Genomic DNA, 14967 nt, shown 5'->3' on the forward strand with positions numbered 1-14967 from the left:
GTCAATACTGCTTTGGAATATTTCTCCTACTAACTTTGTAGTATATTTTATTAATTGATATATTTACCCCGAAGGCAAACCAAAAGCCCTATACATTAACGCAGAGAGGAGGAATTTCAAGACTTTATACTATTATCATTTTATACCAGGTTGATCCCTGATATCAATTTACAGAAACAGGTCACAATTGGCGTTGGCGCCTGTTTCAACTCACGAATTAAAACAAACTAGATATGACCCCTTTTTACTATGCCGGCTGGTTATCCAACCCGCGTGCACATGCTATATCAAAAAAATTACGACAGCATCTGCTCCAGTTATTACTGCTCAGCCTGCCCTTCGCTGCAGGAGCTCAACAAACATCCAATACTACGCTGACAGGTACAGTGGTAGATTCCAAGACAAAAGAAACACTTATCGGCGCCGTTGTCCATATTCAGGGAACAACCCACGAGGTTTCTACAGACAGGGAGGGGAAATTCAACTTCGTTACCGGACAAAAATTCCCTTATACACTCGTTGTCAGCTTTATCGGTTATGAAAAGACAACAGTGGTTGTCAATGAAAGTCCTGCGGTTATCAGTCTTAAGGAAAGTGCAAACCAACTCAATGATGTCGTGGTGGTAGGTTATGGCACACAGAAGAAAACAAGCCTAACCAGTGCAGTAAGCAGCATCAGCGGCAACACGCTGGTGCAGCGCCCGGTATCCAATGTGCAGCAATCCCTTCAGGGACTGGCACCAGGAGTGACAGTGCTCGACAGGGGAGGGTCTCCAGGCAGATCAAACGCTACCATCCGTGTCCGCGGTATCACTACCTTCAATATCAACAGCAGCAATACCGGTGGATACGATCTCGGTAAGAACGATGCGCTGGTGATCGTTGATGGTATTGAGCAGAAACTCGCAGATATCAATCCTGATGATATTGATAATGTATCTGTACTTAAGGATGCTGCTTCAACGGCGATCTATGGTTCAAGGGCCACCAACGGTGTAATTCTGATCACTACCAAACGTGCAAAAGAGAACAGACTCACTATCAATTATAACTATTACTACGCCTCACAGTCGGCCATCAATAAGCCGGAAATGATGGGGCTTGAAGCCTACATGAGGATGCAGCAGGCCGCATATACCAATGCCGGTGCCGCACTGCCAGCCAGGTTTACAGAAGAATCTGTAAATACCTGGATCAATGCTACCGACCGTGAGAAGTATCCGCTGCCCAACGTCTGGTTTGATAGGGTTCTCAAATCTGCACCCATGCAAAACCACAGTCTTTCCATTGCCGGTGGCGATGACAAGATCAAAGCGCGTTTAAGCACACGCTATATGACGCAGGACGGTATTGCGGCAAATTTCAAGAGCGAGATCAAGGAGGTAAAACTGAATACGGATTACAATGCCGCAAAGATCCTCAAATTCACGGGCGACCTTAACTACCGTAGCAACTACTCCACCAATCCTACAGTAGATCCTTTCAATAACCTCTTCCACGGTTCCCTCTGGGCGGTGCCCAAATATGCCGATGGTACCTACGGCCTCAGTACACAAGGAAACAACCCGCTCATGTTTGCCGAGATAGGTGGTCTCACTACACAGTACGATGATAACCTGGTTGCAAACCTCAAAGCGGAGCTGGAAGTACTTCCGGGATTAAAGATCTCCACCCAATATGGTGGAAGGATTCAGAATATTGAGCAGAAGAAGTTCACGAATGCTTATTCGAATACTGATAAAAATACGAATATCACGAAAACCGTCGCCAACAACAACCTTACAGAATTGCGCAATACGCTGCGTGAGTTTACCTGGAATAACCTGATTACCTATGATAAGAATATTGATAAACATAGCTTCCGGGGACTGTTGGGGCATTCAGAAATATCCAATTCTGTAACCTACCTCACGGCTTACCGCGAACGTTTTTACAATAATGATGTGAATTCTATCGGTCAGGGCGCTAACGATGGTACCAAGAGTAATTCGGGTTACGACGCTAAATTCGGACTGCGCTCGTTTTTCGGAAGACTCAACTACAGCTATGACAACAAATACCTGTTCGAAGCGAATGGCAGATATGATGGCTCATCAAAGTTTACGGGCGACAAGCGCTATGGTTTCTTCCCTTCCTTCTCTGCGGGATGGCGTGTCTCACAGGAAGAATTCTGGAAAGGCCTGAGCAACACAATAAACGATTTCAAGATCCGGGGATCATGGGGTAAAACCGGAAACCAGTCGGTAGATCTGTACAGCTATTACTCAGCAGTAACGCTTACTACTTACACCTTCGGGGGTGTCTCTGTACCCGGATACCGGCAGTCTACCCTGGCTAACACAGATCTGGGCTGGGAATCTACTACGCAGCTCGATCTGGGGCTTGATGCAACCTTCCTCAGCAACCGCCTGAGCTTCACAGCAGATTACTACCGCAAGGTTACCAATGATATTCTCCTGAATCTGGGCATACCGGCAACAGTAGGACTTGCAGCGCCGCCACAGAATGCCGGATCGGTGGAGAACAAAGGTTTTGAGTTTAACCTGGGCTACCGTGGGGGTAATGGCGACTTCAAATATAATCTCAACGGTAATTTCGCAATCAACAACAACAAGGTGCTTGATCTCAAAGGTACCGGTCCATATATCACGGGATCAGATATCGATCCGAGATATATCATCGCCACCGGCAGACCAGTAAATACGCTTTGGGGGTATAAAACCGACGGACTTTTCCAAACGCAGGCAGAAGTAGACAGCTATCCTACCTATGCAGCGAACTCCAAACCGGGAGATGTGAAGTATGTAGACCTCAATGGGGATGGCAAGATTGATGCGAATGATATGACAACCATAGGAAACCCTTTCCCTAAATATACTTTTGGCTTCAGCTCTGATTTTTCCTATAAGGGCTTCGACCTGAATTTCCTGTTCCAGGGTGCTGCAAATGTGGATACGAGGCTCGCCGGAGCACTCGCCGAGATGGGCAACCAGGAAGGTTTTACCTCAGCAGTATATACCAACAACTACTGGACACCAACAAACACTGATGCCAGGTTCCCGCGTCCGCTCAAGTTTGACCTGAGGAATGTGGCTACGTCAGACAGACAGATTATCGACGGATCCTACCTGAGACTCAAGAATGTGCAGCTCGGCTACAGTTTGCCAAAAGAAGTATTTTCAAAGCTTAAGCTCAGCCGTGTCAGGGTATACGTTTCTGCCACCAACCTGCTTACTTTCTCCAAGCTGAACGAATGGAAACTTGATCCCGAAGTAGAATCAGGCAGGGCTACATACTATCCGCAAACCGCTTTATATACCGCAGGTATCAATGTACAGTTTTAACGCAAACCCCCAATAATCACACGTCATGAAATCATTCATACATAAATATACAATTGCAGTCCTGATGCTGATCGCAGCGTCTTCCTGCCGCAAAGACCTGCTGGAACCACTGCCCAACGACAGGGTATCAGAAAACATTTTCTGGAATACCGAAAACGATGCATTACTGGCTACAAACGCTTTGTACACCAGTCTCGACAGTACCAATGTATTCACATGGGATGCGCTCAGCGATATCGCTCATACCAATCAGAATTTTGATACGCAGGCGTTCATCGAATTGGGTACTAATGATATCTCCAATGCCAAGGTTTACAATGAATGGGCGCTGGCCTACAGGGGTATCCGTGCTACGAATTATTTCCTGGAAAACGTTGACAAAGTAAAAACTACCAACACAGCGCTGATCAACCGCTACAAAGGCGAAGCCAGGGTTCTTCGCGCTTATCAGTATATCAAACTCGCAGGTTTCTATGGTGATGTACCGCTGGTTACCAAAACTTTAACCATTGCTGAAGCTCAGCAGCTCACACGTACTCCGCTTGCGGCAGTGTATGACTTTATTGATAAGGAACTATCAGAAGCCAGTGCCCTGCTGCCGGCAAGTTATGGCGCTTCCGATAAAGGGCGCATCACTTCGGGAGCAGCCTGGGCACTCAAAGCCAGGGCCGATCTATGGGCGGGTCGTTACCAGCTTGCTCTGGATGCTACCAACCAGGTGAAAGGCTATAATTTATATACTTCTTATCAGAACCTCTTTCAGTATGTTGCTGAGAACAATTCGGAGGTTATTCTCGACAAGCAGTTCCTCAAGGATACGTATCCCCATGGGGTGTTTGCACTGCTGGCTCCCTACAGTCAGCGGAACTCCCAAAGTTATTATGTGCCGACAAAAGCACTGGTTGACTCTTATGAAACTGCGGCCGGAAAGTCTATCGCTGAAGCAGGCAGCGGCTTCGATCCCGCACGTCCGTATGACAACAGAGACCCCCGGTTACGCTTCTCGGTATATGTTGACGGCGATGTTTTGCCAAGTGGTACAGTCTTTAAACCCGCCCCAAACAGTGGTACGGCTGATGCAGTAGGCAGCACGTATATTGCTTCAACTACAGGATACAATATCAAAAAATATATCAATGCAGAAGATTTCGCCAATCCCGCTAACAGTGGTATCAATATCATCCTGTTGCGTTATGCCGAAGTGCTGCTCACCAAAGCTGAAGCTAAAATTGAGCTCAACCAGCTGGATGCTGAAGTATACAACGCCATCAATATAGTGCGCAACGGCAGGGCGGATGTTAAACTTCCCTCAATTCCTGCCGGACTAACACAGGATCAACTGAGGCAGATCGTACGCCATGAGCGCAGCGTAGAGCTCGCCTTTGAAGGGCTCCATCTTTTTGATATCAGGCGCTGGAAAACTGCAGAAACGGTAATGACAGGCCCTGTAAATGGGATCACTTACAGGGATGCAGGCGGCAACCTCGCAACGGTACAGGTGGTATCTTTCAATCGTGTATTTAACAGATCCAGAGATTATCTGTGGCCAATTCCGCAAAAAGAAACCGATCTTAATCCCAACCTTAAACAAAATCCAAACTGGTAATGACAGATAGTTATATTTTCAGAAAAGCGATGCAGAGTCTGCTGCCAATCGCAGTTGTGTTATCATTTTCCCCGCAGTTATATGCCCAGCAAGTGAAAAGCCAGAAAAGCAAGGAGCAGCGTCCTAATATCATTTTCGTGCTTGCAGATGATATGGGCTATTCAGATCTGAGCTGCTATGGTAACCCGGTGATCAAAACTCCTTTTCTCGACAAAATGGCGGCAAAGGGCATTAGAGAAACCAACTATGTGGTGTCTAGCCCCAGTTGTACACCTTCACGTGCTTCGCTGCTGACTGGCCGTTATGCTTCAAGGATCAACCTTCCAAGTCCGATTTCTCCGGGCTCACCACTGGGTATGCCCGACCAGGAGGTGACTATTGCAGAGATGCTTAAGGGTGCAGGCTATCGCACAGCGATGATCGGCAAGTGGCACCTCGGCGACCATACAGATTTTCACCATCCTACAGCGCAGGGCTTCGACTCGTATTACGGCCTGCTCTACAGTCATGATTATCGCCCCCCATATGTGCCTACGGATACTACCATCAAGATCTTCAGAAACCGAACACCGGAAGTAATCAAACCGGCAGATTCTTCGCTGGTAGATCTGTATACCAACGAAGCGGTAAAGTATATCAAAACCCAGAAGAAGGGAAGTCCCTTCTTTCTCTACCTGGCCCACAATATGCCACACTTGCCCGTGGCCATTGCCTCCTCTAAAAAGTATAAGGGCAAATCTGAGGGCGGCCACCTTGGCGATGTTGTAGAGCAGCTCGATGCAAGTCTGGCAGAAATATGGACAGAACTGGAAAAACAAGGTCTTGCAGACAATACGATCTTTATGTTCTCCAGTGACAACGGTCCCTGGATAGAATATCCGGCAAGGATGGAAGGTGACGGCATTACGCACCGCTGGGATGCGGGTACTGCCGGAGTATTCAGGGGCAGTAAGGGTTTGTCCTACGAGGGCGGGGTCAGAGAGCCTTTTATTGTCTACTGGAAAGACCATACGCCTGTGGGAGCAACTTTAACCAGCATGGTCAGCAACCTGGATGTGCTACCTACACTGGCAGAGTGGGCAAATGTGCCGCTGCCAAAGGGAAGGACGCTCGACGGACAGTCAGTTTCTACTCTGCTACTGGGTAAAGAAACGAAGCCAAAGCACCGTGAGATCTACTACGTGAACAATGGCATCTGTGAAGCTGTGCGTCAGGGCGACTGGAAGTATCGCGAAATCAAAGCCAGCAATACCAATGCCGGTATCAATGCAACTTCGCAAGGTAACAAAACAGAGCTTTTTAATTTAGCTTTTGATCCCTCGGAGCGTAGTAACGTCATCGAAGATTATCCTGAACTACATAAAGAGCTGAAAGTATTATTTGATAAATTTCCCGGTAAAACCGAAAACTAGAATATGAAAATACCTGCTGATTTTTCTAAACCCGTATTTGCAAGAGCAATGCTCATTTTTATCATGTGTATGCTTTGCGGTGCGGGCAGCTTTGCCCAGCGAGGACCTAATATCATTTACATCTATGCCGACGATCTCGGTTATGGAGAGCTGGGCTCCTACGGGCAGAAAAAAATCAAAACACCATATCTCGATCAGATGGCCAAAGAGGGGATGCGCTTTACACAGCATTACACAAGTACACCTGTTTGCGCACCTGCGCGATGTATGCTGCTCACTGGCCGCCATGGGGGGCATTCCTATATCCGCGGCAACTACGAGTTTGGTGGTTTCAGCGATGCGACCGAGGGAGGGCAGATGCCGCTCCCCGAAGGGACATTTACCATTGGCCACCTGCTGCAAAATGCAGGTTACACTACGGCTGCGATAGGCAAATGGGGGCTTGGCATGAGCAGTAACACCGGCAACCCCAACACGCAGGGGTTCGACTACTTTTACGGGTATCTCGACCAGAAGCAGGCACATAACCATTTTCCCACGCACCTCTGGGAAAATGGTAAATGGGATACGCTGGACAATGCAGGAATCTTTGTACACCGCAAACCGGATCTGAAGAACCCCTTCGACTATTATATCGGTAAAGACTACTCGATAGACAGGATGTCTGTTAAAGCACAGGAATTCATACGCAGCAATAAAGACAAGCCTTTTTTCCTGTACCTGCCTTTCACCGTTCCTCACCTTTCACTGCAAGCTCCCGAATCCGTGGTTAAACCTTATCAGGATCAATTCAACGACACTCCTTACCTTGGCCAAAAGGGCTACGCTGCCGCAAAATATCCCCGCGCTACCTACGCAGGGATGATCACTTATATGGATCAGCAAATCGGAAAGATTTTCCAGCTGCTGAAAGATCTGGGCCTTGATGAAAACACCATCGTGATGTTCTCAAGCGACAACGGGGCGACATTTGATACAGGTGGTGCCGATACGCAATTCTTTAACAGTGTTGCTGGCCTTCGTGGCAAGAAACAGGACCTCTATGAAGGGGGAATCCGGGAACCCTTTATTGTACGCTGGCCGGGCAAAGTCCCTGCGGACAAAGTCAGCGACCTCGTTTCCGTGCAGTTTGATATGATGTCTACCTTTGCTGATCTGATCGGAGTGAAGGCTCCGGCCAATGATGGCCTATCGCTGCTGCCCACCCTGACAGGAAAATCCGGACAGCAGCAGCATGAGTATATTTACTTTGAGTTTCCGGAAAAAGGTGGTCAGGTAGCGATCAGATTTGGAAACTGGAAGGGTGTGAAATCTAATATGAAAACTGACAGCGCTGCCACATGGGAGCTGTACGACCTGCTGAAAGATCCTTCAGAAAAAAAGAACATTGCTTCCGCACACCCCGATCTTATTTTACGCTTTGATGGTATTGTAAAGAAGGAACACCGTCAGGCGCAGATCCATGAATGGGAGTTTATCGATCCGAAGTTTTAGATTTTACCCACCGCAACGCGGCCTCCATAGGTTCCTGTGATTTTGAAAAGGCCGTATTGTGCCCCAATTCCGGAAAGAACTTCAGGTCATAGTGCTTGCCCTCAGCTTTGAGTACATTGAGCTTCGCTATCGATAAAGCTACAGGAACCTGTACATCCCTGCCCCCAAAAATCCAGAATCCGGGCACTGAGATGTTAAGGAGCGCCTCCTGCGGGTCTGTGGCGGTAAACTGGTAGCGGTCGGCATCATTCAGAACATGCTCCCGAACCTCATCCTCAGTATGCGTATCCCAGAATTTGGGATTACTTTTCGTATAAAACTGAAAGCGTAATTGTTCCAGTGTTGTCACCACTGCTCCGCTAAAAATCACCATGAAACGCAGTGACGAATCATTCTGAGCCGCGAGGGGGATGATCCAGCCCGCCTGACTAAAACCCATTAGCCCCATCGGCAGCCGGGCTTCTTTCAGAAATGTCTTTAAAATGCCACAGGCAGCATTCACATCCGAAGCCAGCAGCCTGAGATTGGCAGCATCGATGTTATTTGTGCCAACTTCAGGTCCGGCATACACTCCGCCAGATTTCCCTACACCACGTTTATCGTAGGTCAAAACTGCAATTCCCCTGCCTGCCAAATGCTCTGCCAGCTGCAGCATCCTCGTCTCCTGGCCGGAACCGTGAACAAGCACTATTGCGGCAAAGGGACGCTGAGGTTTAAAGATGGTACCTGCCAGCGTCACCCCGGAACTGCTAAAACGCACAGAATCTATGCTTAAGCTGATTGTTGTTTGTCCCGATACACTGTAGCCTGCAAAGGAGAGCAGTAAGATTAAAAAAGGTTTCATAATTTGAAATATGCTATTCCCTAAACATAGCACAAAAGCAATCTTGCAAATTATAAATGTGACGGAACAGCGGAAATATGTGATGAAGTCACGGATTTATTTTACTACCGTTGCTTCAAGCTCCACGTTCAGTGTTTCATTCAGGCCCACTACTTCCAAAAGTGTAACAGCCTGTTTCATTCCATGTTTTGCTACAAAAGCTTTGAAGACATCAAAACAGTTGTTGATAAATTCTTCAGACGATGTTGAATATACAGTTAGTCGCACGATATTGCCACAGTCATAACCTGCCTGGCTAACCACTGTCTCCAGGTTTTCAATTGCCAGTGCCAGTTGCGTGCGCATGTCAGCATTGCTGGATGTACCATCAGGATGAACTGCCGCCTGACCAGCAACATATAGCGTTCCTTCGGTGTTTTTCACTTCTACGGCCTGTACGTAACTCAGTTGATCTTGCCAGGTCCATGGATTAATTATTGTCTTTTTCATGATATTCTTATTTTTTGTATAACAAAGTTGAAGAATATATATCGCAGGGGACTGTGATATTAATCACAATCGGAAGATTGCAGTTTGTATAGCTTTATTGTTTACATTCTCTTTGGCTCTGCAGATAGTCCTGCAGCCTTCCTCAGTCTTGCCATCGACCAGCACCACCAGGCAGACTGCTCGCCGTTGCCCGCATCTTTGGTTTTCCATACGGCCGATTTCATCTTCGCAAGATCCTGGTCACTGATCCTGTTGGAAAGCGTATATCCATTTCCCTCCAGCCAGCCCCCTTCCATATAAACAGGTTTGCTGGCATTCACCAGTTTTATTACTTCTAAAATCTCAGCAATTCTCTCATATCCTTTTTCTGATCTTGCAAAATCGATTTCCCAGGCCATGCCTTTGCCAATGATCTCATTCGAGATTGTACTGTCAGGATAGCCATCTGTAGGCATCCAGGTTAATCCATTGCTTTTCTTCAGAAAGGTTTTTTCCATAACTTTCACCGTATTGCGCATCACCTCATGATCTGCGCCTTCCCATCCTGCAGCAATCGGAGAGAGGGTCACCCAACCCAACCCATAATACGGAATCCCGCCATTAGAGTTGGGGAGCAGCATTTCGACATATGTTGGTATTCCAAAGTGATTCGTCACCAGGTGTTTGTTGATGCCTGCGGAAAGTATTGCCAGCTTTTTATGCCAGTCGCTGGCCAGGGCCGTGGATTTTCGTCTTTCCGCAACCTTCGCCATATCTTTCAGGGCAGCGCCGGTGAAACTCTGTGTCAGCAGGTCCCAGGTATCCCACATTCTGCTTTCTTTTGAATGTTCAAAAGCAATATTCCGCACCAGTCCGGGTTCTATCGACCAGCTGCCATACTGGAAAAAAGTGCGGTCGCAGGTACGGGCCATAATGGCGCTCACCTGCGGCCAGGTATCATCTTCAAATTTTGTATGGCCCCTTTTAAGTGCGAGCCGCGCCCAGGCAAGGATTACATGTGCCTGCCCGTCAATCTGATGCTGGTCGTCAACAATCGTATACTTCTTTTGATCTTTTCCTATTACTCTGGGAATCCGCTCCATGCCGTTTTCCTTTATTGCATTCAGCACACAGCTGATGTTGAGTTCCGCCTCCCTGTACCGGCCAGTCTCGATAAACAGGGATACCAGTGCTCCGGTAGTTCTCGGGAACATACCTTCATAGGCACCGGTAAGGGATTCAGGCAGAAAGCCATCACTTTGCATCCTGTCTAAAAGACTATAATATGTTTTAGCGTACAGTTTTTCAAAGTATGGTGATTCCAGGATCGCTTTGATATCTGATTGATCAGTAGCTGACACCAATGACGTATCCTTAGAAGGGTGAACTGTAGCTGTAAATCCTTTGTGACTGACGAGCAGAATTAAAAAGATAACTGATAATTTTTTGATCATAATATAACGTATTGTCTGCCTTAATAATTTGGCAGAAAATACGATTAATTATTTATGCTAAGGCTTAAGATCATCCGGTTTTTCCTCCATATATCTGTCTGCCCTTTCCTGCCACTCTTCTTCCTCAGTTTTATGCCCTGAGTCAGGATCATCAACTGAATTCTTGGCAAAGTCAATATCACGGTTTGATGGACGGGTAGGATCTTCTGGTACTTCCTTCCACTCTTCTTCCTGAGTTTTCTGAGTTGAGGCGATGTTGTCTTGCTCAGAAACAGCATGACCTTCAGTGCTTTCTTCCAGCAATTCTATCAATGCCTTTGCTGCGGGGGCGGCAGATAAAGGGTTTTGTCCAGTGATTAGCAGTCCGTCAGTTTCTACATGAGAAAGGAAAGGTACCAGCGCTGTCTTCACTTCTGCACCCAGTTCTTCCAGTTTAGACTGCAGTAAGTACGGTACATGACCGCTGCGGCCTACCATTGTTTCTTCGGTATCGCTAAATGCGCTAACCACTTTTCCCTGTAAAAACCCTGGTCTTTGTGTGTTTGCACTGATCAATGCTGCCGGGCCATGGCATACGGCAGCCACAGGCTTCCCTGCATCCAGAAAATCCAGGATCAGAATTCCGCTGTCATTATCTTTGGCAAGATCCCAGATAGGACCATGCCCACCTGGATAAAATACGGCATCATAATCTGCAGCATTCATCTGGTTCAGCGGTGTGGTATGGGAGAACATGGATTTTGCGGGCTCATCTTGCTGGTACCTGCGGTTAGAGGCAGTAATGTTTTCAGTGAGTTCACTCATCGGGTCAACCGGAGGCCTGCCACCTTTAGGACTCGCCAGAGTTACTGAATAACCCGCATCGATAAATTCATAATATGGATCAGTAAATTCACCCAGCCAAACGCCGGTCTTACCATCAGTATTTTCCATCTCGCTGTGCGAAGTCAGCACCATTAATATCTTTTTCATAGGTAGGTATTTAATTGGTATCAAATGTTAACAACGCTATGCGGCTTTAGTTCAGGAAAGTTGAAATTACCCTCAAGGTAGGTCATGATCAGTAAAATATGAAGACTGGAGGAAAGCAATTATGTAATATTAATTATCTTCAGTTATTAAAGCTGTCAATAATCATCTGATAGTGATCAAAAACAACATTATGGAACGCAGAGAATTTATCAAAAATGGCGCTATCACCGCTGCAGGACTGATCATACTTCCAACAGGCAGCCTCTTTGCTGCTACAGACAGCGGAAAAGTTAAACTCGGCTACATTGGCGTAGGTGCACGCGGCATGAGCCACATTGCCGAAGGACTGCTCAGGGATGATGTAGAGATCGTTGCCATCTGCGATACACAGGAGAGTTCGCTGAGGATCTGCCGTGACTTCATAAAGAAAAAGGGACGCCCTGCGGCGAAAGAATATACCGGTGGAACCGATGCCTACAAAAAGCTGCTGGATCGCAAGGATATTGATGCAGTGATTATCGCTACCCCATGGCAGTTCCACAAGGATCAGTCGGTAGATGCCATGAAGGCAGGTAAATACGTAGGCTGTGAAGTGATCGCCGGACTGACAGTAGAGGATCACTGGGATATTGTTAATACCTCTGAAAAAACGGGAATCCCTTACATGACCCTGGAAAATGTATGCTATCGCAGGGATGTCATGGCTGCGCTCAACATGGTCAGACAAGGGCTCTTCGGCGAGTTACTCCATCTTGAAGGTGGGTACCAGCACGATCTGAGGAAAGTATTGTTTAACAACGGTAAGGATTACTATGGAGGAGGGGTGGAGTTTGGTCCCAAGGCCATCAGTGAAGCACAATGGAGAACGCAGTTCAATATCGATCAGGATGGAGATTTATACCCTACACATGGTGCCGGACCGATCATTCAATATGCGAATATCAACAAGGGCAACAGTTTTACCAACCTCGTTTCCTTCAGCTCCAAAGCACGCGGACTTTCGGCATATGTTCAGGATCTTGCTCCCGGACATCCCAATGCGAAGATCAACTATAAAAACGGGGATGTAACCAGCACCATGATCAACTGCGCTAACGGGGAGACCATCGTATTGTCACATGATACCCACTTACCGAGACCTTATTCACTGGGGTTCAGGGTTCAGGGTACAGAGGGTATATGGATGGATGTGAATAAGTCGGTATACATTGAAAAACAAGCAAAGAAAAATGATGTCTGGGAACCTGCTCAGGAGTGGTTCGATAAATACGATCATCCCCTCTGGAAGAAATATGCGAAAGAAGCGGAAGGAGCGGGGCATGGCGGAATGGACTGGTTTGTGTTCAATGGTTTTATCCAGGCGGTGAAACAAAAAAAACAGACACCTATTGATGTGTATGATTCTGTCACGATGAGTGTCATAGCACCCCTTTCCACGAAATCACTCAAAGAAGGGAATATGCCACAGCAGTTTCCGGATTTTACCAGAGGAAAGTGGAAGGAGAGAAAAAATCTGTTTGCCCTGGATGATAGTGGATTTTAGATCCGCAATAACCAGATCTGATCATTTTTATAAGTTGTTTATATTCATAACTTTATAATTGTTAGCTCTTTGCTGATAATTACAAAATGATACAATGAATAATATCGCATTAGCCTTTTCTGGTGGTGGTTTTCGCGCTGCAGCCTTTTCCCTCGGCACACTTTCCTACCTCAACGGTCTCAGGCATGGAGATGGTTCCTTGCTGGACAAGGTACGGTTTATTGGTTCCACCTCGGGAGGCAGTATCACCAACCTGGCATATGCTGCCGGCATCTGTGATGGCAAAAATTTCGATCAGATCTATCAGCAGCTCTTCAAGATTTTTGAAGGCGATGAACTGATGGCAAAAGTATTCAAAATTCTGGCTGATGACAACGTCTGGAAGCAGCGCCCGCAAAAGAGCAGGAACCTCATCAATGCTTTCTCCATCGCCTATGATGATAGCGATATCCTTGACGGAAAGACGATGGAACTTTACAGCAGGAGGATTGCCGGCACTCACCTGGAAGAAATTACCGTCAATGCTACTGAATTCAGCAATGGGATCAGCTTCCGCTTTCAAACACGTCAGGACAATACGAACTTTCCGAAGGGCAGGGTGGGAAACAACTATATCTATTTCAACCGTTCTGATCTGGCCGTAGCAGATCAGCTCAAACTTGGCGATATCCTGGCCTGTTCATCCTGTTTCCCCGGGGGCTTCGAGCCATTTTTGTTTCCTGATGATTTCAGCCATAAAAATCTCGGCATTGAGGAACTTTCCGATGCCATCACTTTCAAAACCAATCCTTTCAGCGTTCCTGGCGAACCTAACGACCTGCTGGTAGATGAAGAATTTAAGGAGTTGAGTAAGGGCTTTGGTTTGATGGATGGCGGAATTGCGGACAATCAGGCTATTGACAGTGTTGTTCTGGCTCATAAAAGAAGATTCAGGGCGGGATTGCCTATTTTTGATCTGATTATCGCCACAGATGTGACGAGCTATTTTATGGATGGTTATACCTTGCCGGTTGCGCCAAAAAGCAAGAAAAATGGCTCCAGCCTGCGCTCGCTGAACAACATTTTGCTGGTCGCTGGCTTGATTTTGCCACTGCTGGTGATCACTTCCTTCACTTCTTTGTGGCGCAGCTGGATGTATCTGTTGGTGCCTCTTACACTTGCAGCAGGCTTCATCTGGCTGTGGCTCGAAGGCGCCATTTCTAAAGCCCGCTCAAGCGCCGAAAGCACAAAAAGCACCTGGCTCATTGTCAGTCTCAAATATGGTAAATACTTTACGGGAATTGGGCTAAAGGTATTGTCACAGATGCTGCTCGCGCGACTGAAATCCGTTTTTTTGCTCACCGAAGATATCTACCTGAAGCAGATCCGCAGACATTATTACAATATGGTGTACAGTGATCCGGAGCTTTCCCCGATTTTTATCAGCAATGCAATATATGATCTGAGTAAAGTGAAACAGAAAGCAGTGCAGGATACTGAAGTGGTGAAGGTACTTGGGTTTAACTCTATGTCTGATGATGAGTCTGCGGAGATCCCCAAGCCCTCAGTCAAATTGATCGAAACAGCCGAAAGCGCAAGACTAATGCCTACCACATTATGGTTCGACCAGCATCATGTTAAAGCGCAAATGAGGGAAGCCGTGATTGCTACCGGTCAGTTCACGACTTGTTATAATCTCTTAAAACACGTAATCAGGCTGGAGAAGACCGGTTTGCCTTGTGCTGCCGACCCAGCTTTTGATGCCTCGGCCTGCACTGCGCTAAAAGCCCAACTTCTGGCAGATTGGGCACGGTTTAATCAGGATCCATACTTTATGATTAAACGGTAACA

General features: G+C 46.9%; 10 protein-coding genes. 6 read left to right on the forward strand and 4 right to left on the reverse strand.

The genetic code is table 11. The annotated features are described in order from the left end of the window. Positions 1-233 precede the first annotated feature (233 nt). The 4 genes from OQY15_RS20415 to OQY15_RS20430 are packed head-to-tail and all read left to right on the forward strand — an operon-like array spanning position 234 to position 7856. On the forward strand, positions 234-3344 hold the full coding sequence (locus OQY15_RS20415; RefSeq protein WP_265793838.1) for a TonB-dependent receptor: 3111 nt from the start codon (positions 234-236) through the stop codon (positions 3342-3344). 25 nt (positions 3345-3369) lie between these two features. Further along, a complete protein-coding gene (locus OQY15_RS20420) occupies positions 3370-4950 on the forward strand; it encodes a RagB/SusD family nutrient uptake outer membrane protein (protein ID WP_265793839.1) in 1581 nt (526 codons plus the stop codon). Beyond that, entirely contained in the window at positions 4950-6362 is a 1413-nt protein-coding gene (locus tag OQY15_RS20425) for a sulfatase (protein WP_265793841.1), read from the forward strand. The genes OQY15_RS20420 and OQY15_RS20425 overlap by 1 nt, the downstream gene beginning before the upstream one ends. 3 nt (positions 6363-6365) lie before the next feature. Then, positions 6366-7856: an arylsulfatase gene (locus OQY15_RS20430; protein WP_265793842.1), complete on the forward strand. Its 1491-nt coding sequence runs from the start codon at positions 6366-6368 to the stop codon at positions 7854-7856. On the opposite strand, the gene OQY15_RS20435 is transcribed toward OQY15_RS20430, so the two are convergent. From OQY15_RS20435 to OQY15_RS20450, 4 genes are all read right to left on the reverse strand, one after another. Further along, positions 7837-8700: an alpha/beta fold hydrolase gene (locus tag OQY15_RS20435; protein ID WP_265793843.1), complete on the reverse strand. Its 864-nt coding sequence runs from the start codon at positions 8698-8700 to the stop codon at positions 7837-7839. The genes OQY15_RS20430 and OQY15_RS20435 overlap by 20 nt on opposite strands. Before the next feature lie 96 nt (positions 8701-8796). Next, positions 8797-9189: a RidA family protein gene (locus OQY15_RS20440; RefSeq protein WP_265793844.1), complete on the reverse strand. Its 393-nt coding sequence runs from the start codon at positions 9187-9189 to the stop codon at positions 8797-8799. 101 nt (positions 9190-9290) lie between these two features. Further along, positions 9291-10622 carry a hypothetical protein gene (locus tag OQY15_RS20445; RefSeq protein WP_265793845.1) on the reverse strand — a complete coding sequence of 444 codons (1332 nt, stop codon included), beginning with the start codon at positions 10620-10622 and terminating at the stop codon, positions 9291-9293. A gap of 57 nt (positions 10623-10679) precedes the next feature. After that, positions 10680-11594, reverse strand: coding sequence for a type 1 glutamine amidotransferase domain-containing protein (locus OQY15_RS20450; protein WP_265793847.1), 915 nt, complete (start codon positions 11592-11594; stop codon positions 10680-10682). Positions 11595-11784: 190 nt separating this feature from the next. Here OQY15_RS20450 and OQY15_RS20455 point away from each other — a divergent pair, with 190 nt between their 5' ends. Both OQY15_RS20455 and OQY15_RS20460 read left to right on the forward strand, forming a co-directional pair. Continuing rightward, positions 11785-13137 (forward strand): Gfo/Idh/MocA family oxidoreductase, encoded by a 1353-nt coding sequence (locus OQY15_RS20455; protein WP_265793848.1) that lies wholly within the window; start codon positions 11785-11787, stop codon positions 13135-13137. A 94-nt stretch (positions 13138-13231) separates the two neighbouring features. Continuing rightward, the gene (locus OQY15_RS20460) at positions 13232-14965 is read left to right on the forward strand and encodes a patatin-like phospholipase family protein (RefSeq protein ID WP_265793850.1); all 1734 of its coding nucleotides are present in this window, start codon (positions 13232-13234) and stop codon (positions 14963-14965) included. Positions 14966-14967: the final 2 nt, after the last annotated feature.

Source organism: Pedobacter sp. MC2016-15 (assembly GCF_026239695.1).
Taxonomy (GTDB): domain Bacteria; phylum Bacteroidota; class Bacteroidia; order Sphingobacteriales; family Sphingobacteriaceae; genus Pedobacter.

Bases quoted from the DNA above. Each gene is read 5' to 3' on its own strand.
- OQY15_RS20415 (WP_265793838.1), top strand. From the start codon at position 234: ATGACCCCTTTTTACTATGCCGGCTGGTTATCCAACCCGCGTGCACAT.
- OQY15_RS20420 (WP_265793839.1), top strand. From the start codon at position 3,370: ATGAAATCATTCATACATAAATATACAATTGCAGTCCTGATGCTGATC.
- OQY15_RS20425 (WP_265793841.1), top strand. From the start codon at position 4,950: ATGACAGATAGTTATATTTTCAGAAAAGCGATGCAGAGTCTGCTGCCA.
- OQY15_RS20430 (WP_265793842.1), top strand. From the start codon at position 6,366: ATGAAAATACCTGCTGATTTTTCTAAACCCGTATTTGCAAGAGCAATG.
- OQY15_RS20435 (WP_265793843.1), bottom strand. From the start codon at position 8,700: ATGAAACCTTTTTTAATCTTACTGCTCTCCTTTGCAGGCTACAGTGTA.
- OQY15_RS20440 (WP_265793844.1), bottom strand. From the start codon at position 9,189: ATGAAAAAGACAATAATTAATCCATGGACCTGGCAAGATCAACTGAGT.
- OQY15_RS20445 (WP_265793845.1), bottom strand. From the start codon at position 10,622: ATGATCAAAAAATTATCAGTTATCTTTTTAATTCTGCTCGTCAGTCAC.
- OQY15_RS20450 (WP_265793847.1), bottom strand. From the start codon at position 11,594: ATGAAAAAGATATTAATGGTGCTGACTTCGCACAGCGAGATGGAAAAT.
- OQY15_RS20455 (WP_265793848.1), top strand. From the start codon at position 11,785: ATGGAACGCAGAGAATTTATCAAAAATGGCGCTATCACCGCTGCAGGA.
- OQY15_RS20460 (WP_265793850.1), top strand. From the start codon at position 13,232: ATGAATAATATCGCATTAGCCTTTTCTGGTGGTGGTTTTCGCGCTGCA.